This window comes from Solirubrobacter phytolaccae (assembly GCF_027587195.1).
Classification (GTDB): Bacteria; Actinomycetota; Thermoleophilia; order Solirubrobacterales; family Solirubrobacteraceae; genus Solirubrobacter; species Solirubrobacter phytolaccae.
On the sequence record NZ_JAPDDP010000005.1, the window covers coordinates 37,537 to 59,506 of the forward strand.

General features: G+C 71.6%; 19 protein-coding genes. 9 read left to right on the forward strand and 10 right to left on the reverse strand.

Annotated elements, in window-relative coordinates:
* Positions 1 to 39: 39 nt before the first annotated feature.
* The 5 genes from OJ997_RS04030 to OJ997_RS04050 are packed head-to-tail and all read right to left on the reverse strand — an operon-like array spanning position 40 to position 3,922.
* Positions 40 to 426, reverse strand: a complete 387-nt coding sequence (locus OJ997_RS04030) for a hypothetical protein (RefSeq protein ID WP_270023733.1) — start codon at positions 424 to 426, stop codon at positions 40 to 42.
* A gap of 7 nt (positions 427 to 433) precedes the next feature.
* A complete protein-coding gene (locus OJ997_RS04035) occupies positions 434 to 1,828 on the reverse strand; it encodes a protein adenylyltransferase SelO (RefSeq protein ID WP_270023734.1) in 1,395 nt (464 codons plus the stop codon).
* Between the two features lie 19 nt (positions 1,829 to 1,847).
* Positions 1,848 to 3,002 (reverse strand): hypothetical protein, encoded by a 1,155-nt coding sequence (locus tag OJ997_RS04040; RefSeq protein ID WP_270023736.1) that lies wholly within the window; start codon positions 3,000 to 3,002, stop codon positions 1,848 to 1,850.
* Between the two features lie 54 nt (positions 3,003 to 3,056).
* Entirely contained in the window at positions 3,057 to 3,578 is a 522-nt protein-coding gene (locus tag OJ997_RS04045) for a TetR/AcrR family transcriptional regulator (RefSeq protein ID WP_270023738.1), read from the reverse strand.
* Positions 3,566 to 3,922, reverse strand: coding sequence for a DUF1330 domain-containing protein (locus OJ997_RS04050; protein ID WP_270023739.1), 357 nt, complete (start codon positions 3,920 to 3,922; stop codon positions 3,566 to 3,568). The genes OJ997_RS04045 and OJ997_RS04050 overlap by 13 nt, the downstream gene beginning before the upstream one ends.
* A gap of 98 nt (positions 3,923 to 4,020) precedes the next feature.
* On the opposite strand from OJ997_RS04050, the gene OJ997_RS04055 reads away from it, so the two are divergent.
* Positions 4,021 to 4,575 carry an NYN domain-containing protein gene (locus OJ997_RS04055; RefSeq protein WP_270023740.1) on the forward strand — a complete coding sequence of 185 codons (555 nt, stop codon included), beginning with the start codon at positions 4,021 to 4,023 and terminating at the stop codon, positions 4,573 to 4,575.
* Here the strand turns inward: OJ997_RS04055 and OJ997_RS04060 are convergent.
* Both OJ997_RS04060 and OJ997_RS04065 read right to left on the reverse strand, forming a co-directional pair.
* Positions 4,568 to 4,966: a VOC family protein gene (locus OJ997_RS04060; RefSeq protein WP_270023741.1), complete on the reverse strand. Its 399-nt coding sequence runs from the start codon at positions 4,964 to 4,966 to the stop codon at positions 4,568 to 4,570. The two genes, OJ997_RS04055 and OJ997_RS04060, sit on opposite strands and share 8 nt — an antisense overlap.
* Positions 4,967 to 4,996: 30 nt before the next feature.
* Complete coding sequence (locus OJ997_RS04065; protein ID WP_270023742.1) at positions 4,997 to 6,130, reverse strand: right-handed parallel beta-helix repeat-containing protein; 1,134 nt, start codon at positions 6,128 to 6,130, stop codon at positions 4,997 to 4,999.
* 57 nt (positions 6,131 to 6,187) lie between these two features.
* Between OJ997_RS04065 and OJ997_RS04070 the strand changes: the two genes are divergently transcribed.
* Genes OJ997_RS04070 through OJ997_RS37350 form a run of 3 tightly spaced genes read left to right on the forward strand, consistent with a single transcriptional unit; the run spans position 6,188 to position 7,751 of the window.
* Positions 6,188 to 6,535: an SDR family oxidoreductase gene (locus OJ997_RS04070; protein WP_270023744.1), complete on the forward strand. Its 348-nt coding sequence runs from the start codon at positions 6,188 to 6,190 to the stop codon at positions 6,533 to 6,535.
* A 20-nt stretch (positions 6,536 to 6,555) separates the two neighbouring features.
* Positions 6,556 to 6,912, forward strand: a complete 357-nt coding sequence (locus tag OJ997_RS04075; RefSeq protein WP_270023745.1) for a VOC family protein — start codon at positions 6,556 to 6,558, stop codon at positions 6,910 to 6,912.
* Positions 6,909 to 7,751, forward strand: a complete 843-nt coding sequence (locus OJ997_RS37350) for a helix-turn-helix domain-containing protein (RefSeq protein ID WP_270023746.1) — start codon at positions 6,909 to 6,911, stop codon at positions 7,749 to 7,751. The genes OJ997_RS04075 and OJ997_RS37350 overlap by 4 nt, the downstream gene beginning before the upstream one ends.
* Here the strand turns inward: OJ997_RS37350 and OJ997_RS04085 are convergent.
* Both OJ997_RS04085 and OJ997_RS04090 read right to left on the reverse strand, forming a co-directional pair.
* Positions 7,738 to 8,868: a cytochrome P450 gene (locus OJ997_RS04085; protein ID WP_270023747.1), complete on the reverse strand. Its 1,131-nt coding sequence runs from the start codon at positions 8,866 to 8,868 to the stop codon at positions 7,738 to 7,740. The two genes, OJ997_RS37350 and OJ997_RS04085, sit on opposite strands and share 14 nt — an antisense overlap.
* Positions 8,869 to 8,882: 14 nt before the next feature.
* Positions 8,883 to 11,192, reverse strand: a complete 2,310-nt coding sequence (locus OJ997_RS04090) for a glycoside hydrolase family 127 protein (RefSeq protein ID WP_270023748.1) — start codon at positions 11,190 to 11,192, stop codon at positions 8,883 to 8,885.
* Positions 11,193 to 11,328: 136 nt separating this feature from the next.
* Here OJ997_RS04090 and trkA point away from each other — a divergent pair, with 136 nt between their 5' ends.
* Genes trkA through OJ997_RS04115 form a run of 5 tightly spaced genes read left to right on the forward strand, consistent with a single transcriptional unit; the run spans position 11,329 to position 16,954 of the window.
* On the forward strand, positions 11,329 to 12,651 hold the full coding sequence (gene trkA / locus OJ997_RS04095; RefSeq protein WP_270023749.1) for a Trk system potassium transporter TrkA: 1,323 nt from the start codon (positions 11,329 to 11,331) through the stop codon (positions 12,649 to 12,651).
* Positions 12,648 to 14,165 (forward strand): TrkH family potassium uptake protein, encoded by a 1,518-nt coding sequence (locus OJ997_RS04100; RefSeq protein WP_270023750.1) that lies wholly within the window; start codon positions 12,648 to 12,650, stop codon positions 14,163 to 14,165. The genes trkA and OJ997_RS04100 overlap by 4 nt, the downstream gene beginning before the upstream one ends.
* A gap of 13 nt (positions 14,166 to 14,178) precedes the next feature.
* Positions 14,179 to 15,069, forward strand: coding sequence for an aminotransferase class IV (locus tag OJ997_RS04105; RefSeq protein WP_270023751.1), 891 nt, complete (start codon positions 14,179 to 14,181; stop codon positions 15,067 to 15,069).
* A gap of 23 nt (positions 15,070 to 15,092) precedes the next feature.
* Positions 15,093 to 16,214 carry a hypothetical protein gene (locus tag OJ997_RS04110; RefSeq protein WP_270023752.1) on the forward strand — a complete coding sequence of 374 codons (1,122 nt, stop codon included), beginning with the start codon at positions 15,093 to 15,095 and terminating at the stop codon, positions 16,212 to 16,214.
* Positions 16,211 to 16,954, forward strand: a complete 744-nt coding sequence (locus OJ997_RS04115) for an alpha/beta fold hydrolase (RefSeq protein WP_270023875.1) — start codon at positions 16,211 to 16,213, stop codon at positions 16,952 to 16,954. The genes OJ997_RS04110 and OJ997_RS04115 overlap by 4 nt, the downstream gene beginning before the upstream one ends.
* On the opposite strand, the gene OJ997_RS04120 is transcribed toward OJ997_RS04115, so the two are convergent.
* A complete protein-coding gene (locus tag OJ997_RS04120; RefSeq protein WP_270023754.1) occupies positions 16,947 to 21,914 on the reverse strand; it encodes a beta strand repeat-containing protein in 4,968 nt (1,655 codons plus the stop codon). The two genes, OJ997_RS04115 and OJ997_RS04120, sit on opposite strands and share 8 nt — an antisense overlap.
* Positions 21,915 to 21,970: the final 56 nt, after the last annotated feature.

Here is a 21,970-nt window from a genome sequence, read left to right on the forward strand (position 1 = left end):
CCGCACCGTACCCGCGCCCCTGGCCGGGGTCTGCGGCTCCTAGGTGTCGTCCGCGCCACACCCCAGGGCGCGGCGCTTGGCCGTAGCGAGGTCGCCGAGCGGCTGGGGCGTGTCGTCCTCGTGGACGGACAGCACGCGGGCGCGGCCGATGATCCGGTCGCGCTCGAGCAGGGCAATCACGTCGTCGTCATCCACGCCGCGTCGCGGCAGCTCGTCGAACATCCACGCGCGGGCGATCGCCGACGCGCCCGGTTCCAGCGACTCCACGTCCTCGAAGACGAGCACCGCGTCGTGCACGATCGGCTCGACGTCACGGCGCCGACGCCCGAAGGAGAGCGAAGCGCGGTAGCCGTCGCGCACCGGCCGGCGGCGCCCGCCCCGCTCGGTCTCCGCGAGGTCCACCTCGAGTCGGATGACGACGCTCACGGGAGGGCTATGTGCCGCAGAACGTCTGGTAGACGCCGGTGAAGCGGTCCGGTGCGGGCTCCGCGTACGGGGCGCGCTCCTCGCGCTCGTCGAACGGGCGGGCCAGGACCTCCATCAGGCGGCCCAAAGGCAATAGGTCGTCGTTGGTGGCCGCGGTCAGCGCCTCCTCGACGAGGTGGTTGCGGGGGATGTAGGCCGGGTTGACCGTGTTCATCGCCGCCAACCCGTCCGACGAGGTCAGCGGGCGCCAGTGGTCGGCCCAGGCGTCGAACGCCGACGGGTCCGTGAACAGCGCGTGCGCGCGGCGTGCGTCGCCCAGCGCCGCGTCCGGCAGCGCGCGGAAGAAGTTCGTGTAGTCCACGCGCTGCGCCGCCAGCAACGACAAAGTGTCCTCGAAGAAGGACGCGTCCGGCTCACGCAGGCCGAGCTTCGCCGTCATACCCGCACGCCAGGCCGCGCCGTAGCGATCGTCGAACGACTGCAGGACCGATGTCGCGCGCTCGACCGCGTCGTCGCCGCCGATCAGGGGCAGCAGCGTCTCGGCGAAGCGGGACAGGTTCCACACGGCGATCCGGGGTTGGTTGCCGTAGGCGTAACGGCCCGCGTGGTCGATCGAGCTGAACACCGTGCCCGGGTCGTACGCGTCCATGAAGGCGCACGGGCCGTAGTCGATCGACTCGCCGGAGATCGCCATGTTGTCGGTGTTCATGACGCCGTGGATGAAGCCGACGAGCATCCACTGGGCGATCAGCCGCGCTTGGGCGTCGACCACCGCCGAGAGGAACTCCAAGTACCCCAGCCCGGGGTAGTGGCGGGCGATCGCGTAGTCGGCGAGCTCGCGCAGGCCGCCGTTGCGCGCCGCGTACTCGAACGTCCCCACGCGGATGTGCGAGGACGCGACCCGCGTGAGCACCGCGCCCGGCAGCGGACCCGCCTCGCGGAACACCGGCTCGCCCGTCGCCACGACGGCGAGCGCGCGGGTCGTCGGGATCCCCAGGCCGTGCATCGCCTCGCCGATCACGGCCTCGCGCAGCATCGGGCCGATCGCGGCCTTGCCGTCGCCGCCGCGGGCGAACGGCGTCCGGCCCGAGCCCTTCAGGTGGAGGTCACGCCGGTGCCCGGACGCGTCGATCAGCTCGCCCAGCAGCAGCGCGCGTCCGTCGCCGAGCCGCGGCGAGTAGCCGCCGAACTGGTGGCCCGCGTAGGCCATCGCCACCGGGACCGCGCCCTCCGGGACCGCGCGCCCCGCGAAGACGTCGACATCGAACGAGACGCCCAGCTCCGCCGCCAGCGCCTCGTTGTGCAGGAGCAGCTGCGGCTCGGGCGCCGCGACCGGCTGCCACGGGACGGTCAGCCCTTCCAGCTCGCGGGCGAACGTGTTCTCGAGCGTGGCGAGCTGCATACCTTCGAGGGTAGGACGGCTAGAGCAATGCGGCCTTGTCGGTGACAGCCACGTTGGGAGCGGGCTTCCCGGCGGACCACAGCCACCGGACGAAGCGGCGGAACAACGTCCCTCCGGAGGGCTCGGGCGCGACTGCGTCAGCTCCGACCTCGGGCTTGTCACGGACGGCTCGGATCGCGGCCAGCAGCTCCCGCGCGTCGATCGGCTTGTCCGACGTTGCCGCCACGATGACTGCCGCGGCCACGATCTCACCGCTGAGCTTCACCGGCGCGGCCTCGGTCAGCCCCTGATCGATCGCTTCCTTCAGGCTCCTCAGGGAGTAGAGGACGAGCAGCACCGCGAGCGCGTAGGCGATCGTCTCGATCCGGCCCTCCCACCCGCCGAGGGTCAGCTCCCGCGCGCTCCGGGTGATGATCGCGAGCTCGCCACCGGCTCCCGCCAACGTCACCGCCGCCGCGGCCAGCAACCCGAAGAGCGTGAAGTTGCCGTTCCAGCGGAACGTGAACAGCACGACGGCACCGAGCGCGATGATCGCCGCAGAGACTGCCGCGCCGACGGTGATCAGCGCGATCGACTTGTCGGCGTCCGGGCCCAGGAAGGCCTTCACGACATCGGCCGAACCGACGACCGCGGTCAGCGTTCCGCCCAGCAACGTGACATTGGTGACCAGGCTGTCGCCGAACTTCCACGTGTCCGGAAGTCCAGCCAGCTGCACCCACGGCACACGCCAGCAATATAAGCCGAGCAGCAGCATCAGCCCGGCGGAGCCCAAGAACGCCCAGGCGAACCCCCGCAGCTCGTCCCAGTCCGTCGTCTCGGCCGCGGGATACTTCGGTGCGAGCTCGATCGACTGGCCGCCGGCCTGCAACGTCACGAGCTCGAGGTCTGCGGCGGCGCACCCGCGGTCGAACGTCAGCTTCACGGTGCCGGTCGAGGCGGCGTCCACGGGTGAGCCGGTGAGCGTCACACCACAGCCGTCGGCGGGTGAGATCGCGGTCACCGGGAGGTCATCCTCAGTGACGTTCGTGAGGGTGACCGAGACGGTGTAGCTCCCGTCGGCCGGCGAGACCGCGGGTTCCCGGTCGGCGATCGTCACCTTCGTCTGCGCGTGAGCGGCAGGCGCCGCGCAGACCATCACCACGGCGGCGAGCACCGCGCACGCGGCTCGCAACATCCGATCATCCCCCCGGTTCTTTGAAGAGACTCTAAACGAACAAGAACCGGTGAATCAAGCGACGCCGCGCGCCAGCAGGCGCCGGACCTGCGCGCGCACGTCGTCCGGGCGCGCCAAAGCGACACCCCGCAGCAACGCCACGACGACGGCCGCCATCGCCGTGTCGCCGTCCAGATAGCCGGCGACCGTCGCGACGAACCGCGCGTCGCGGGCCTCGAAGGCGGGGAGGAGGTCCGCGTCGCCCGCCTGCGCCTCGGCCCACAGCACCGCGTACACGCGCGTGTCCAAAGGCCGCACCTCGAACGCCGCCAGGTAGGCGTCGACCAGCTCGAGCACGTCGTCGGTGTCCGGCGGCACGAACCGGTTCTGCAACTCCAAAGTCAACGCGTCGAGCAGCCCCTGGCGCGACCCGAACTGGTGGGTGACGATCCCGCGCGAGTACCCGGCGGCGGCCCCCACGGCGGCCAGCGTCACGGCCCGCACGCCCTGCGACGCGATCAGCTCCATCGTCGCGTCGAGCAGCCGGCGCTCGGTCTCCGCGCGCCGTTCGGCCTGGGTGCGCCTTACGCCAGCCACGTCGTCGGCTGCAGCACCGCGTCGAGCAGCGCCTCACGCCGCAGGTACGCGATCGAGCGGTATTCGGGCGACCGGACCATCTCCACGAACACCTTACGGCCGGGGTAGCGGACGAGCGCCACGCCGTCCCAGCCTTCGCCCTCCAACGCGCTCCCGGCGCCCGTGCCGAAGAACAGCAGCTCGGCGTCCGCGCCGACGCCCGTCGCCGCCAGCGCGCGCCGGTAGTCGTCGTAGCGCGCACGCCCGCCCTCGGGCCGGAAGCGCAGCAGGTTGAGCATCACCACGGGCCCGCCGGGGTCCTCGGCGAGATAGCGGTCCAGGTCGGCGTCGGTGAAGTCGGGCATGACCCACACGGTAGTAACTTGCTTGTCAAACAGCAAGTAAGTTTCAGCGGGAACGTGCCGCGGCGCGAGCCACTGCGCTGACGGCCTATGCTCGCCTCGTGCCCGAGACGTTCCTGCTCATCGACGGCGAGAACATCGACGCGACGCTCGGCGCCGGTGTACTCGGCCGGCGCCCCGCGCCCGAGGAGCGTCCCCGCTGGGATCGCGTCCGCGACTACGCCCGCTCCGTCTGGGAGCAGCCCGTCCGCGGCCTGTTCTTCCTCAACGCCTCCGGCACCGTGCCGATGGCGTTCGTCCAGGCGCTGACCGCGCTCGACTATCGCCCGGTGCTGCTGAGCGGCGCGCCGGACGTCAAGGTCGTCGACGTCGCCATCCAGCGCACGATCGAGGCCCTCACCGAGCGCGGCCACGGCGACCTCCTGCTCGCCAGCCACGACGGCGACTTCGCCCCGCAGGTCGCCAAGCTCGCGGAGCAGCCCGGCCGCCGGATCGGGCTGATCGGCTTCCGCGAGATGACGAGCGGGCTGCTGACCGAGATCGAGAACCTCGAGCTCTTCGACCTCGAGGACGACGTCGGCGCCTTCACCGTCCCGCTGCCGCGCATCCGCGTCGTGGCGATCGACGACTTCGACCCCTGGACGCTGCTCAACTAGGAACCGTCTCGGCGGCCACCATCCACAGGTGGCCGTCGGGGTCCGCGAACGTGCCGGTGTAGCCCCAGGGCTGCTGCTCGGGCTCGCCGACGATCACGCCGCCCGCCGCACGCGCCCGGGCGATCAGCGCGTCGACGTCGCCGGTCACGCTGAGCACACACTCGCTGTGGCCGGGCGCGGCGGCTGTGCGGTCCCCGATCACCCAGCCGAACCCGCCGCGCGGGACGAGCATGAGGTGCAGCCCCGCGTTGAGCGCGAACTGCAACGGCTCGGGGACGCCGTCGTCGGCGGGAGCCCCGAACGCCTCCACGCCCAGCACCTCGCGGTAGAACTCGAGCGAGGTGCGGCGGTCGGCGATCGGCAAGCTGACGACTACGGGTTCATAGGCCATGCCCGCACAGACTGGTGCGGGCGGCGAGACTCATCGCCCGCGGAGCTTGAGCGTGACCTTCGACGTGGCGGTCTGGCCGTCCGCGCCGGTGGCGCGGAGCGTCAGTGTGTACAGGCCGCCGGCGAGGCCCTTGGTGGAGACGCGGACGGCGTTCGCGCCGGCCTTCGCGGAGGCCTTGCCGCGCGCCAGCGCCTTGCCCTTGCGGCTGATCGTGAGCGTGCTGGAGGCGGGCACGGTGGAGCCGTAGGAGAGGACGACCGTGCGGCCGGCGCGCGTCGTGAGCTTGCGCGCGGACGGCGCGAGCAGGAGCTTGATCGCGGGCTCGCCCTGCGGGCCGGTCGCGCCGGCGGCCCCGGTCGCGCCCGTGGCGCCCGTCGGGCCGGCGGGGCCGGTCGCCGTCGTGGTGGACAGGTCCGTCGTGGCCTTGCCGTTGTCGGTGTTGCCGATGAAGCGGTTGTCGCCGTAGTCGTTGAGCTTGCCCGTGCCGGTGGCCTCGAGACCGAGCGTGTTGGCGAACAGCAGGTTGCCCGTGAGCCATGCGGTGCCGCCGTCGGCGACGCTGACCGCGGTGCCGGAGTTGGAGATCGAGCTGCCGCGGACCGTCACGGCGGCGGTGCCGGTGCCGGTCGGCGCGACGGCGACGCCGTTGGTGCAGTTGTCGGACATCTCGACGCGGTTGACGAGCACGTTCGTGGCCGACGCGCTGGGCGCGACCTCGATCGCCTTGGCGTGCTGCGAGATCGTCGAGTTCTCGATCCGGACGTTGCCCGCGCCAAGGATCCGGACGCCCGCGTGGGTGCAGGTCGTGCTGGAGATGTCGAGCCCGCGCAGGACGACGTCGTCGTTGGCGCCGGCGTTGACGTTGATGCCGTTGTAGCCCGAGCTGAGCACGCCGGCGTTGAGGCCGCGGACGTCGATCGTGATCGCCTTCGTGATCGTCACGGCCCCGAACCCGCCCGGGTCGATCGCGTTGATCTCGCCGGACGCCGCGGTCTTGGAGATCGCCCCCTGGAACGTCTTGCACGGCGCGGGGCGCGAGCACGGATTCGCGTCATCGCCGACTCCCGACACCCAGGTGCGCGTCGCCTGCGCGCTGGCCGCGGACGCGAAGGTGAGGCAAGCGGCGACCACCAGCAGGATCGGGAGAAAACGATGTCTGATCATCTTCTGGTAGTTCGGTCGTGACGCCTCGAACTTGGGTCTACGTGAGAATTGACCGGTGTGATCGCAGTTACCACACCCACCGGCAACGTTGGCCGGCACGTCACCGCGATGCTCATCCGCGCTGGGGTACGCCCGCGCGTGCTCGTCCGCGACCCCACGAAGCTCGGTGACCTCGGCGGGCTCGTCGACGCCGTGGAAACCGATCTCAGCGACGCGGACGCCGTCGCGCACGCCACCGAAGGCGTCGACGCCATGAACGAGCGGCAGGTCGACGCGCTGATGGGCATGTCCACCGGCCTGCGCGAGGGCTTCACGCCCGAGCAGCCGCGCGACGCGACGACTACGACGCCGACGACCCTGCGCGCGTTCGTCGCCGATCACATTCGTCCAAGACATGGCGGCTGACCGGGCGTACGGTCCCACCCATGACCAGCATCAGCTTCTTCGAGCTCGGGGTGGAGGACGCGGACAAGGGCCGCGCGTTCTACGGAGCCATGTTCGGGTGGGAGTTCGAGACCGGGCCCGCCATGCAGGGGTTCGGCATCAAGACCGGCGGCGTGCCCGGCGGCATGCACCCGAACGACAAGGGCGTGTGGCCGTACGTGTTCTTCCAGGTCGAGGACCTGGACGCGGCGCTCGAACGCGTGCAGGAGCTCGGCGGCGAGGTCCAGGAGGGCTTCGACGACGACAAGCCCGAGAACGTCGCGAAGTTCGGGCGCTTCAAGTTCTGCAAGGACGACCAGGGCTCGCCGTTCGGGCTCCACGAGCCGCCGAAGCCGTGACCCGCGTCGTCCGGCACGTCTCCGAGCAGGACAGGTGGGAGATGGCCCACGCGCTGCCGGACCCGCGCCTGGACGGCTACGTCATCCAGTACTGCGACTACGACGAGCGGACGGGCAGCTTCGTGCGCCGGCGCGAGCTGCCCGGCGACCGGATCGTCGCGATCGTGAACCTCGGTGCGCCGATCCGCATCCGAGCGCCCGACTCCGGCTGGACGACCCACGCCACGGGCTTCTTCGCCGGCCTGCACGACACGTACGCGATCAGCGAGACCAACGGCGCGCAGCGCGGCGTCCAGATCGACCTCACGCCCGTCGGCGCGCACCTGCTGCTGCGGCTGCCGATGCATCACCTGACGCACCGGGTCGTCTCCCTCGAGGAGCTCCTGAACCGGCCGGGGCTCGACCTGCACGAGCAGCTCGCCACCGCCACCCACTACGAGCAGCGCTTCAACCTCCTCGACGCGTTCTTCCTCAACCGCCTCGACGACGCGCTCTCTCCCGTCCCGAGCATCACCCGCGCCCTCGCCCGCCTGAAGGCCACGCAGGGCACGGTGTCGATCGCCACGCTCACGGACGAGCTGCAGTGCAGCCGCCGCCACCTGAACACCGGCTTCCAGGAGCACGTGGGCGTCTCGCCGAAGCTGCTCGCCCGGATCCTGCGCTTCAACCACGCGGTCGCGCTGATCGACAGCGCGCGCAGCTGGGCCGACATCTCCCAGCACGCCGGCTACTACGACCAGGCGCACATGGTCCGCGACTTCCACCAGTTCGCCGGCGCCTCGCCGACCGAGTTCGCCCGGCGGCAACTGCCGGACGGCGGCGGCGTCAGGGCCGACTGACCGCCAGCGGCAGCGTCCCGCTGTGCGGCGCGATCCAGCCGCCGCCGGGGTCCTCCGCGAGCTGCAGGCCCGGCATCCGCTCGGCGAGCCGGCGGAACATCACGCGCGCCTCCAGCCGCCCCAGCCCGGCCCCGAGGCAGTAGTGGATGCCGTGCCCGAAGCCGAGCTGACGGCCGCTCTCGCCGCGCTGGATGTCGAACGCGTTCGGGCGTGAGAAGACCTCGGGGTCGCGGTTCGCGCCGAGCAGCGCGAGCCCGACCCGCTCGCCCGCCGGGATCGTGCCGCCGAGCCACACGTCCCGCTGCGCGAACCGCGGCGGGGCGATCTCGACCGGGCCGTCGAAGCGCAGGATCTCCTCGACCGCCAGCGCCGCCAGCAGCGGGTCCGCGCACAGCGCGGCCCACTGCTCGGGATGCGACAGCAACGCGCGCAGGCCGTTGACGATCGTGTAGACGGCGGTCTCCTGGCCCGCGATCAAGAGCAGCTGCACCATCGCGATCAGGTCCTCTCGCGCCAGACCCTCCAGCGCCGCCAGAGCGGACACGAGGTCCTCGCGGGGCCGCGCCGCCCGTTCGTCGGCCAGCGCGTCGACCCACGCGGCGAACGCCAGCGTCGCCATGTCCCGGTCCTCGCCGGACATGATCGCCGCCGACCACGCCCGGAACCGCCCGCGGTCCTCCTCGGGCACGCCGATCAGCTCCGCGATGACCGCGACCGGCATCGGCTCACCGAGCTCCGCCACGCCGTCGAACGTGCCTCGCTCCAGCGCGGCGTCGATCAGCGCGTCGACGATCGCGACTACCCGCGGCTCCAGCGCCGCGACCGCCCGCGGCGTGAACGCGCGGCTGACCAACGCCCGCAGCTGGGTGTGCTCGGGCGGGTCCAGGTTGATCAGCTGGCGCGCGTCGAGGCGCTCGAGCAGCGTCGCCGGCTCGGGCGTTCCCGCGAGCTGATGGCCGAGGTCGGGATGCGTGAGCCCGTCGCGGACGTCGGCGTAGCGGGCGACGATCCAGAAACGCTCGGCCGTGTCCGGATGGACCTGGAGCACGGGCGCGCCGACCGCCCGGACACGCGCGTAGAACGCGTGCCGGTCGGCGCGGACCTCGGGCTCCCACAACGCTCCGGGAGCGATCAGACGCGCAGCTCCGCCTCGGCCGACTGCGCGGCCGTGACGACCGTCGCGCGCTGCTCGGCCGTCAACAGCGTGGCCGCGGCGGCGTCCACCGCGGCCACGAACGCGGCGTGCGACGCGAACGGCGCCTGGTCCCACACCACATCCAGGAACGTGAGTCCCTCGTCACCCGGCGACACGACGCCCGTGACCGGCACGTCGTAGCTCGGCAGGTCGTCGTCGCGCTTGACGTTGGGCACGCCGGTCCGCACCGCGCCGAACACGATCTCCGGCTCGGCCCGCCGGAAGTACGGCGAGTGCGCCTGCGTGTCGCCGACGTAGTGCGGGCGCAGCGTCAGCCCGCCGGCGACGAAGTTCATGCCGGTCGAGCGCGTGATCGCGGCGCGCTCGTAGTCGCCGTCGAGCTTCAGGTGCCGGTAGAGCGAGAGCTGCTGGAAGGCCCCCGCCGCGACCGTGCCCAGGATCGGCATCAGCAGCGGCCCGTAGTGCACCGACTGCGTGTCCGGCCGATCCAGCGCCCGCTCGATCCGGATCGAGAACGGGAACGCGATCTCGATCGTGTCGCCGGCCGCCCAGCGGCGCGTCAGAGCCACGTACGAACCCGGGGCCGCGTCCAACGCCTGCACCGCGCCGTTCACGCGCACCTCGTAGCCCTTGGTCGCCCACGCCGGCACGCGCAGCTTGACCGTGTACGACGCCGCCGCGCCGCCGAACGTCAGCTTCGTCGCCTGCGTGCGCGGGAAGTCGGTCTCCTGGGTCACCGTCACGCCGCGCTGTGTCCACGACAACGTCGACGGGATGAACAGGTTCACCCACAGCGTCGCGTCGTCATCGGAGCGGAAGTAGGCCGACTCCTGGTGCTTGGTGTGGTTCTCCATCCCCGTGCCGCCGCAGCACGTGCCCGTGTTCCCGTAGCCCTTGCGGTTGCCGGGCGTCAACGGCTGGAAGTACGTGACCTGCGGGTTGGAGTTGGAGTTCGTGTCCGACCGCGAGCCCGCGATCATGTTGAACAGCCCGCGCTCGACGTAGTCGATGTACGCCGGATCCGGGTCGTGGAAGAACAGGTTGCGCGCGAGCTTGATCAGGTTGTAGGTCGTGCACGTCTCGGCGCCGTTCTCGGCGATCGAGTTCGCGATGTTGTCCCGGTTCTGGAAGCACTCGATGTTGTTGTTCGCGCCCGCGAAGTTGCCGCTCGTGCCGCCGTGCGCGTACATGCGGTGCGGCACGACCATGCCGAAGAAGTGCTTGGAGGCCGTGTGGTAGTCGGCAAAGCCGGTCCGCTCGAAGATCCGCATGTAGCCGACGAAGTTCGGCACGTGCGTGTTCGCGTGCAGGCGCTGCTGGCGGCGGCGCCCCGGCTGCTTGCCGGCCTCGAACACGAGGATGTCGCGGTTCTCGACGCACGCCTGGAAGAGCGACTCGCGCGAGTCGAACAGCGGCGCCATCCGCCCGTACGTGCGGTTCCCGGTCAGCTCGCCCAGCTCGACCAGCACTTCGTTGATCCCGCCGTACTCGCCCGCGATGTACGTGTCCCACATGAAGTTGAGGTCTTCACGCGTCGGCGGGCCTGCGTAGTCCGGGTGCATGACGTCGCCGACGGTGAGCGCCAGGTGCGCCCAATCCGCCATGCGACAGACGATCTCGAGCGCGCGCAGGTCGCCCGTGAGCGTGTACGCGTCCAGGAACCCGCGCATCAGCTTGTGCTGCGTGTACCAGGGCGCCCACGTGTTCAGGTCCTGGTTCTGGCCGTAGATCGCGAAGCGCGGCGGGCCGAGCCGCAGCACGGTGTCCTCGGGCTTGGCGCCGAGGTAGCCGGGATGCACGACCAGCCCGTTCTCCACCAGCGCGTCCTGGACCGCGCCGAGCTCGGTGACCACCCAGCGCAGCTTGTCGCCCAGCACCGCGTCGCCGGCGCTCGCGGCCTGCGCGAGCGCGCTGAGGTAGTGCCCGGTCCAGTGCCCACTGAGCAGCCCGCCCTCCTCCCAGCCGCCCGGCACCTGCACGCCGGCCGGGTTCGGGCGCCCGGCGAGCCGGTTGAACAGCACCAGGAAGCGGCGCTCGTCGTAGGCGCGCAGGAACGTCAGCATCCGGTCCTGCTTCTCCTTCAGCAGACCCGGGCCCAAAGTCACGTCGTAGAGCGGGAACGGCCGGATCGGCGCGGTCGCGCCCGCGCCCACGTAGTCCGGCAGCGGCCCCGCGCTCCCCGCGCCCGGAATCGCCGCCAGCGTCGCCCCAGGCTTGAGCATCGCTCCCGCCGCAAACGCCGCTGACGCCGCCATGAACTCGCGCCGCCGCATCGATGAATCCACCCGTCCACCCTCCCGACCTCGTGGTGCTCCCCCTCCCGAACGCTAAAGGGGACTCCACCGAATCTCGTCAGACGCGTGTAGCAAGCTCACGACCAACCTCTCTGACAAACGAGAGAAACGCGTACCCTGCCCGTCCATGCGGATCGTGGTGCTGGGCGCCGGCCACGTGGGTCGGGCGATCGTGAGTGCTCTGTACCAGGAGCACGAGATCACGGTCATCGACACGAACGTCGACCGGCTGACCGCCGTGGCCGACCGCTACGACGTACGCGTCGTGGAGGGCAACGGCACGACCAAGCGGATCATCCGCGAGGCGGGGATCCAGAACTGCTCGCTGTTCATCGCCTCCACCTCACGCGAGGAGGCGAACCTCGTCGCGGCCATGCTGGTCAAGAAGCTCAGCGGCGCGCGCGTGGTCGTGCGCACGACCAGCGTCGAGTACCTGGACGCCTGGCGCGAGCGCGAGATCGACGTGGACTTCATGGTCTCGAGCGAGCTGGAGACCGCGAACGCGATCTCGGGCCTGATCGGCATCCCGGCCGCGCGCCAGACCGACGTCTTCGCCGAGGGCAAGGTCCAGGTCGTCGAGTTCGACGTGCCCGAGGGCGCGAGCCACGACGTCATCGACCGGCCGCTGCGCGAGGCCGAGCTGCCACACGACTCCAAGGTCGTGAGCATCATCCGCGGCAACGAGCTGACGTTCCCGCGCGGCTCGGAGCGGATCCTGGCCGGCGACCGGATCGTCGTCATCGGCTCCCCGGACGCCGCGCGCGAGTGGAGCCGGCTGATCTCGCGCGAGCACCAGCGCGTGGACGACATCGTGATCTTCGGCGGCGGCCGGATGGGCACGACGATCGCGCACGTGCTGCTGGACCGCGGCATCCGCGTGCGCTTCGTCGAGGGCCGGGCGGAGCGGGCGCGCGAGGTGGCGGAGGAGATCCCGGCCGCGCGCGTCTTCCACGCGAGCGCCTTCGACCCCGAGTTCTTCGACCGCGAGCGGATCGGGCGCGCGACCGCCGCGGTGTTCGCCCTCAATGACGACCCCGGCAACCTGTTCAGCGCCGTGCTGGCCAAGGCGCACGGCGTGCAGCTGACGATCGCGCTCGCGCACGACCAGACGTCGCTGAAGGTCTACGAGCGCGGCGGGGTGGACGTGGCCATCAACCCGCGCCAGGTGATCGCGGAGGAGCTCGTGCGCTTCGGCCACGACCCGCGGCTGCGTCAGATCGCGATGCTCGACGACGACCGGTTCGAGATCCTCGACCTGACGGTGCGGGCGGAGTCCGAGCTCGCGGGCCTGCGCTTCGACCAGATGCCCGAGACCGGCTCGGTGGTCGGCGCGATCATCCGCGGCGGCGACGCGATCATCCCGCACTCGAAGGACATCCTGCGCGCGGGTGACCGCGTGATCGTGTTCGTGGAGTCGCGGCGCGCGTCCACGGTCGAGCGCGTGCTGTGAAGCGGCCCCGGACCGGGATTGACGTCGGGGCCGCGCTGGACCTCGTCGGCGGCGTGCTCAAGTGGCTCGCGCCCGCGTTCCTGCTGCCGGTCGTGGTCGCGATCGGTTACGGCGAGTCCTGCTGGTGGGCGTTCGTCGTCGCCGCCGTGATCACGGGCGTCGCGGGCTGGACGCTGGACCAGATCACGGGCGACAAAGAGGGCGCGGCGGTCACGCCGCGCGAGAGCTTCCTGGTCGTCGCGCTGCTGTGGCTGCTGATCCCGATGTTCGGCGCGCTGCCGTACATCCTGGACGGCGGACCGGTGCTGAGCCGGCCGATCGACGCCTACTTCGAGGCGGTCTCGGGCTTCACCGCGACCGGCGCGACGCTCGTGCCCAAGGTCGAGGCGCTGGACCGCTCGATGCTCTTCTGGCGCCAGCTCAGCCACTGGCTCGGCGGCATGGGCATCATCGTGCTCGCCGTCGCGATCCTGCCGCGACTGCGGATCGGCGGGCGCCAGCTGCTGCAGTCCGAGCTCGCCGGGCCGACCGAGATCGAGCAGCTCGGCGACACGATCCGCGAGACCGCCCGGCGGCTGTGGCGCCTGTACGTGGTGCTCACGCTGATCGCGATCGCGGTGCTCGGCTTCATCGGCTGGTCCGGCCTCGACGAGGAGCTGACGTTCTTCGACGCGGTCGGGCACGCGCTGTCGGTGGTCGCGCTCGGCGGCTTCAGCACGCGCACGATCTCGGTGGCCGCGTTCGCGCCCATCACCCAGTACGTGATCCTCGTGTTCATGATCATCGCGGGGATCAACTTCCTGCGCCTGTACCGGTTCTTCGTGCAGCGCCGGTTCGACGTGCTCACGCGCGACGAGGAGCTGCGGCTGTACCTCGCGCTGATCGTGATCGGGACGATCCTGATCGCGATCGAGGTGATCGGCGGCGGCTACGAGGAGGGCGAGGCGGGCATCCGCCACTCGCTCTTCCAGGCCACGGCGATCCTCACCACGACCGGCTTCGCCACCGCCGACTACGCGGTCTGGGGCCCGCTCGCCACGGTCACGCTGCTGCTGCTGATGTTCTCCGGCGCGTCGGCGGGCTCGACCGGCGGCGGCATCAAGATCATCCGCCACCTGCTGCTGTTCAAGCTCGTCCGGCGCGAGCTCGAGCAGACCGTGCACCGCGAGGCGATCGTCCCGATCCGCGCCAACAAGCGCGTGGTCGACGAGAAGGCGCTGCGCTCGACGATCGTCTTCGTGCTGCTCTACCTGGTCACGTTCGCGGTCGGCGCGCTCGGGCTGGTGGCCGACGCACGCCGCGCGGGGGAGGACCTGAGCGCGTTCGACGCGTTCGGCGCCGCCGCCGCGTGCCTGGGCAACGTCGGCCCGGCGTTCGGCTTCGCTGGCCCGTACGGCTCATTTGCGCCGTTCAGCGACTTGTCGACCTGGATCTGCACGGTATTGATGTGGCTCGGCCGCGTCGAGATCATCCCGGTCGTGGTCATCCTGACCCGCGCGTATTGGCGTTCCTGAGGAGAGAGATTCCATGAGCTTCGACACCACTGGGCTGGTCGCGTACGTCAACGGCGAGTACAAGCCCGTCGCTGAAGCGTCCGTCTCGATCTTCGATCACGGCTTCCTGTACGGGGACGGCGTGTTCGAGGGGATGCGGGTGTTCGACGGCGGCCTGTTCCGCGCGGAGCTGCACATGGAGCGGATCGCGCGGTCGGCACGCTCGTTAGGGCTCGCGCTGCCGGTCGAGACCGACGAGATCCTCAACATCATCGGCGAGGTCGTGCGGCGCTCGGAGCTGCGGGACGCGCACGTGCGGCCGATCATCACGCGCGGCTTCGGCGGCCCGGGCATCGACCCGCGCCTGTGCCCGGTCCCGTCGCTGATCGTGAGCGCGTACCCGTTCCCGCCGTTCCTCGGCGCCGACCCGATCAAGCTGTTCACGAGCGCGATCGTGCGCAAGGCGCCGCGGTCCCTGGGCGCGCACGTGAAGTCCCTGAACTACCTCGACGCGATCGTCGCCAAGCAGCAGGCCGGCGAGCTCGGCGTCCACGACGCGGTGATGCTGGACTCCCTTGGCGCCGTCGCCGAGTGCACGGGCGCGAACCTGTTCATCGTCGTCGGCGACCAGCTGGTCACGCCGACCACGCGCGCGGCGCTGCCCGGCATCACGCGCCGGACGGTGCTGGAGATCGCCGCCGAGGAGGGCATCGACGCCGTCGAGCGCGACATCTGGCCGATGGAGCTGCACGCCGCCGACGGCGCGTTCGTGTGCGGGTCGGGCGCGGGCGTCGTCCCGATCGGCTCGTTCGACGGGCGCCCGGTGACGTATCCGCACAACCCGCTCGTGGAGCGCATCCAGGAGTGCTACCGCGCCAAGACGCGCGACGCGGCGTACCGCACCGAGCTGTACGCAGCGGCGTAGCCGCACCACTACCTTTCCGTCTCATGAGGTTCCTCCTTTCGGCGCTGGCAGCGTTGGCGCTGCTCGTCGCGCCGCAGGCCGCGTCCGCCAAGTCCGGCGGACGCGCCACCACGCTCGCCGAACGTGACTCGCTCATCCACGGCATCGCCGGTGCCGAGGACTACGTGTTCGTCACCGAGCCGGGCATCGGCGTGGCCACCGACGGGCCGCGCGTCGTCGCGCTCGACCGCGACACCGGACGTCAGAAGGCCGTCCTGCCCGAGCCGCCCGGCGGCTTCAAGCTGCCGTTCACGTTGCGTGCGCCGGAGGAGGGCAAGCTCGTCGTGCTCGACGCGGGCGGGTTCCCGCCGCAGGGCCCGCCGGTCGTCTACGACTACGAGTACAAGACCAGCCGCAAGGGGAAGTTCAGCGCCAAGCTCACGCGCACGGTCGACTTCGCCGGGCAGCCGCTCGCGTTCGCCGAGGACGTCGAGGTGCTCCCGAACGGCGAGTACGTCGTGTCGGAGTCGGTGCTCGGCGGGCTGTGGCTGATCGCGCGCAACGGCACGATCAAGCCGGCGCTCGTCCCGACCGACCCGGCCGCGCCGCTGCCCGGCCTGGCGGGCTGCCCGTTCCTGGGCTCGGGCCACACCGTCGGCGGGCTGCCGTTCGCGGCGCCGGGGAACTTCGCGCCGGGCGCGGGTTCGCTCGCGGTGCGCGGCGACGAGCTCTACCTGTCGTCGACGTGCGCGGGCGGCGTCCAGAAGCTCAAGCTCTCGACGCTGCGGGACACGTCGCGGCCGGCCGCTGAGCGCGCCGCGGAGATCGTCACGGTCGCCAAGCGAAAGTACGACCTGGAGAGCCTGAAGGGGATCACGTTCGACCCGTACGACCGGAGCGACCCGTGGATCTACGCCGGTGACCCGTTCCGGCTGCAGCTGATCCGGATCCACTCGCGCACGGGCAAGCGCGAGGTGCTCTCGAAGGACGCGAAGCGGTTCAACTTCACGACCGCGACCGCGTTCCTGCCGCCGGAGCGCAAGCGTGGCGACGCGACGCTGGTGACCGCGTCCGACCAGGAGTACCGCTTCGCGACGCTCAACACGGGCATCACGAGCGACCAGTTCCAGCCGCCGTTCATCGTGGCGGAGTACACCCCGCGCTGACCCCACTCGTCCTGATCCACGGCTTCACCGGTTCCCCGGACGTGTGGGAGCTGGTGAAGCCGCGGCTGGCGTCCCGTCACGCGCTGCTGACGCCGGCGCTGCCCGGCCACCTCGGCGGTCCGCCGCTCCCGGCGACGATCACCGACACGACGATGGTCGAGTCGGTCGAGCGGGCGATGGACGATGCCGGGTACGAGACCGCGCACGTCGTCGGCAACTCGCTCGGCGGCTACGTCGCGCTGCAGCTCGCCGCGCGTGGCCGGGCGCGCACGGTCACGGCGTTCGCGCCCGCCGGCGGCTGGGACGACGCGGCCGAGCAGCGCGCGACGCTCGCGCTCAACGCCGAGTCACACGCGCTCACGCGCGGGGCCGAGCGCAACGCGGCGTTCATCGCCTCAAGCGCGCAGGGACGCAAGCAAGCGTTGGCGTTTATGGCCGAGCACACCGACCACGTGCCGGCCGAGCTCGTCGTGCAGGTCATCCGGGCGGGCGCGCTGTGCACCGAGGCGCCGCGGATGATCGCCTTCGCGGCGCAGTCGGCATGGCCCTTGGAAACGCCGAAGTGCCCCACACGGATCGTGTGGGGCACTTCAGACAAGCTGCTTCCGTGGCCGGCCGCGGCGGCGCGGTACCGCCGCGATCTCGCCTACGCCGAGTGGATCGAGCTCGACGGCGTCGGGCATTGTCCACAGGTGGACGTGCCGACGATCGCCGCCGAGTTGATCCTGGGCGCTACTTGATCACGTAGAGCGAGGCGCTGTTGATGCCGCCGGTGACGCGGACGCGGACGGCGGTCTTGCCGGCCGTGCCCTTGGGCAGGTTGACCTTGACGGAGAACTTGCCGGTTTTGCGGCTGTACTTGGCCTTGCCGACGAACTTCAGCTTGCCGCCGCCGCCCTTGCAGGCGGTGGCGCCGCGGCCGCCGCGGACGGCGAGCTTGACGGAGCCCTTGGCGCCGACGATCTTGCCGGTCAGCGTGGCGGTGTTGCCGGAGACCGAGACGGTGGTCAGCGTGGTCGCGCGGACCAGCTTGAGCGCCTTGGTCTTGACCGCGCCGACGACCGCGGTGTAGCGGATCGTCTTGCGCTCGGCCTTGACCGGGGCGGTCGCGGTCGCCGTGAAGCGGCCGGTGGCGTCGGCGCTGGCCGTCGTGACGGTGCGCTTCTTGGAGTCGACGATGGCGATCCTCGTGCCCGGCGCGTACACGCTGAGGCCGGCGAAGGTGACCGTCGAGCCCGCGAGCTTGACGTCGCTGAGGACGAGCTTGCTCGCCGACGCGCCGTAGCAGTCGGTCAGCAGGGAGCCGAAGCCACCCGGGTCGGAGGCCACGGCCTGGCCGCTGCCGGGGTTCGTCTCCGTGCCGCCCGTGCCGCCGCCGCCACCGATGCCGGTCCCGCCGCCACCGGTGTTGCCGGTGCCGCCCGTGTCCTCGCCACCGGTGCCGGTGGTGCCGCGGGTCAGCGTGGCCGGCGCGACCGGGGTCACGGAGGCGTTGCCGGCGGCGTCGGTCTGGCGGACGCGGATCGAGTACGTGCCGTCGACGTCGGGGAGCGTGACGTCGCCGCTGTTGCCCGCGACGTTCGTGCTGGAGATGACGTTGCCGTTGGCGTCGAGGACCTCGATCGCGGCGGCGGCCGCGTCACCGGCGCGGGTGAACGTCACCGTGCGCGTGCGGCTGGAGGTCGCGCCCGTGATGGTGGGCGCGCCGCCGGCCGCCGGGCCGGTGCGGTCGAGCGCGATGTCGGCGGACGGGGTGACGGCGTCGTTGCCGGCGCCGTCCCACTGACGGACGCGGACGCGGTAGGCGCCGTCGGTGTCCGGCAGCGTCACGTTGGCGGTGTTGCCGCTCGGGACGTCGACCGTGCCGACCGAGGTGCCGTTGGCGTCGAGGATCTCGACGCGGGCGGTCGCGGCGTCACCGGCGCGGGTGAACGTCACCGCGCGCTGGCGGACCGTGACGGCGCCCGTGACGGTCGGCGCGCCACCCGCGGCCGGGGCCGCGCGGTCGAGCGAGACGGTCGTGACCGGGGTGTCGGAGTCGTTGCCGTTGCCGTTGGTCTGGCGCACGTACACCGTGTAGGTGCCGTCCGCGGTCGGGAGCGTGATGTCGGCCTCGTCGCCCGCGCCGACCGGGAAGGTCGTCTCGGAGCCGTCGGCGGCCTTGACGACCACGATCGTGGCGGTCACCGCGTCACCGGCGCGGGTGAACTTGACGTGACGGTTGAGGCTGTTGCCGTCGCCCGTGACGGTCGGCGCCGGGCCGGCGACGGGGCCGTTGCGGTCGAGCTTGGCGGTCGTGGTCGGGGTCACCGAGTCGTTGCCGTTGGCGTCGTACTGGCGGACACGGACCGTGTAGGTGCCGTCGGCCGGCAGCGTGACGTCGGCCTCGTTGCCGGTCGGGACGTTCGCCGTGGCGACCACCGTGCCGTTGCCGTCGACGACCTCGACCCGCGCGTGGTCGGTGTCGGTGGCGCGCGTGAAGGTCACGTGGCGCGCCGGGGCGTTGACGGAGCCGCTGACGGTCGGGGCCGGGCCGGCGGCGGGGCCGGTGCGGTCGAGCGTGATGTCGGTCGCCGGGCTGACGGAGTCGTTGCCGGCGGCGTCGAGCTGACGCACGCGGATGGCGTAGTCGCCGTCCGTGTCGGGCAGCGTGATGTCGGTGGTCGCGCCGCTCGGGACGTCGTAGGCGGTGGTCACGCCGTTGCGGGTGGCCTCGACCTTGACGGTGACGGCGTCACCGGCGCGCGTGAACGCGACGGTGCGGGTGCGCGTCGTGACGGCGCCCGTGACGTTCGGGGCGCCGCTGGCGGCCGGAGCGCCGCGGTCGAGCCCGACGGGCGTCGCCGGCGTCGTCGCGTCGTTGCCGGCGGCGTCGGTCTGACGCACGCGGATCGTGTAGTTGCCGTCCGCCGGGAGGGTGACGTCGGTCTCGTCGCCGCTGGTGAGGACGACGCTGTCGACGACCACGCCGCCCTGGACGATCTCGACCGTGGCGGTGGTCGCGTCCGGCGCGCGGGTGAAGGCCACGTGGCGCGTCGCATCGTTGTCGGCGCCGGTGACGGTCGGGGCCGGGCCGGCGACCGGAGCGGTGCGGTCGAGCACGGCGCGCGTGTCCGGCGTCACGGCCGAGTTGCCGGCCGCGTCGCTCTGGCGGACGCGGACGAAGTACTCGCCGTCCCAGCTGCCGAGCGTGATCGGCGTGGAGTTGCCGGACGGGACGTTGACCGTGCTGATGACGTTGCCGTTGGCGACGACCTCGACGCTCACCTGGGCGGCGTCGTTGGCGCGGGTGAAGATCACCGTGCGCTGCGGGTCGTTGCGCGGGCCGTTGACGGCCGGCGCGGCGCCGGCGCTCGGGGCGGCGGTGTCGAGCGTGACGTCACGCGGGTCCGACGTGTAGGTCGTGCCGCCGGAGATCTGCTTGACGATCACGTGGTAGGTGCCGTCCGGACCCGGGAGCGTGATCGTGTCGGTGTCGGCCGCGACGCTCTGCGTGATGACCGGCGTCGGGTTGCTGCCGTAGGTGACGATGATCTCGGCGCTGGTCGTGCCGGGGTCACGCGTGAAGACGACGGTGCGGTTCGGGTCGTTGGTGGCGCCGCTGACGACGGGCATGGCGGTGATGCCACCCGGCGTCGTGGTGTCGAGCGTGACGCGCGTGTTCGGCGTCAGCGACTCGTTGCCGGCCGTGTCGGCGAAGCGCACGCGGATGTCGTACGCGCCGTCGGACGGGAGCGTGACGGTACCCGCGCCGCCGTTGGCCACGGGGCTCGTGGCCGCGACGGTGCCGTCGGGGCGGACGGCCTCGATGATCGCCGTGGAGGCGTCCACCGGGCGGGTGAAGGAGACGTTGCGGACCGGGTTGGCGAGCGCGCCGGTGACCGTCGGCGCGGCGCCGGCGGCGGGCGGCTGGCGATCGAGCGTGATGCCGGTCAGGCCGGAGTTGGCCGAGGCGTTGCCGGCGGCGTCGGTCTGGCGGACGCGCACGCTGTAGGCGCCGTCGGCGTCCGGGAGCGTGATCTGGGCCGTGCCGCCGTTCGCGACGTTCGTGGTGAGGACGACCGCGCCGTTGTTGTCGAGGACCTCGACCGTGGCGTTGAACGTGTCGCTGTCGCGCGTGAAGGTGACGGTGCGGTTCCGCGAGGAGTCGGCGCCGGTGACCAGCGGCGCGCCACCCACGGAGGGAGCGGTGCGGTCGAGCGCGACCGCGTTGGTGACGACGTCGGCGCCGTTGCCGGCGGCGTCGCGGACGGTGACGCGGACGCGGTAGTCGCCGTCGGGCGTGCCGAGCGTGACGGACGCGTTGCCGCCCGTCGCGGTGACCGGCGAGCCGACGTCGGCGCCATTGCTGTCGATGACCTGCGCCTCGGCGCTGACGGCGTCGACCGGCATCGTGAAGGTGACGGTGCGGACACGGTCCGAGGACAGCGACGGGGCGACGGACGCGTTCATGCCCGCCGTCGACGGGGCCGAGCGGTCCAGCAGCGCCGGGACCTGCGTGCTCGTGGACTGGCCGCCGCCGGCGCCGTCGCGCTTGATGCGCACGCCGTAGGTGCCGTCCGTGTTCGGCAGCGTGATCGTCGCGTTGCCGTTCAGGTCGTTGTCGGCCGTGGAGCCGGCGACCGTGCCGTCGCCGTTGAGGACCTCGATCGTGACGCCGGTCGTGCCCGCGACCTGGTCGTACGTGACGGTGCGTGAACGCGAGTTCAGCGCGCCGGTGACGTTCGGGGCCGAGTTGGCCGGGACGAACGGGACGGTGAACGTCGCGTCGCTCGTCGTCTGCGTGCCGTCGGAGTTCTGGGCGACGGTGCGGTAGTGGTAGGTGGTGCCCGCGGTCAGGCCGGCGACCGGGATGCTGAAGGCCTGCGCGCCCGTGCCGGTGACCACGACCGGGCCGACGCTGGTGCCGTACGCGGCGGTCGTGCCGTACTCGACGCGGACCGACGTCGACAGGCCGTTCGGGTTGACCGAGCCGTTGATCGCGACCTGGCCCGACGTGGAGGCCACGGCGCTCAGCGAGGTCGGGTTCTGCAGCTTGACCGTGGTCAAGTTGACGTCGTCGAGCGCGACGTTGCCCGACTGCAGGAGCGCGGCGACGCCGGCGGAGAAGTAGACCTGCAGGTCGAGGCGGTAGGTACGGCCGGCGGCGACGGCGCCGGCGGGCACGGAGACCTGCTTGGGCGTGAACGCGGCGGTGCCGTCGATGTTGGTGTCGGCGAGCCGCACGCTGCGGGTCGGGTCGTTGACGTCGACGATCGCGGCGTTGACCGTGGCGGTGCCGCCCAGCACGGTCAGCAGCGAGCCGAGGCCGTTGCGGACGTTGAAGCTCAGCGTCCCGGAGTTGTTGGCGTTCGCCGCCACGAAGGTGGGGGAGCGGAAGGTGACCTCGGAGGCGCTCGCGACGCCGATCGCCGTGACGAACGTGGCCCGGATGTAGCCGTCGCTCGAGCCGCCGGTGCCACCGTTGGCGACGAACTCGCCGGCCGCGGCGGGGCAGGTGAGCGGCGGGATGCACAGCAGGCCGCCCGTGGAGGCAGTGGCGCTCCATGAACCGTTGGACGACCGGAAGTCCCGGCTGTCGGTGGCGGTCGGGTAGGTGGAGCTGATGGCGGCGTTCGCGGATTGGAGCGGCCCGAACAGGGCTGCTGCCAGGCACGCTGCGAACGCGAGCACGGCGATATGCGGGCGGAAGGTGGTCACGAACTTAGGGTCGGCACCCCATATGGGCCCGTTGATCACCTGAGCGGACACACGGG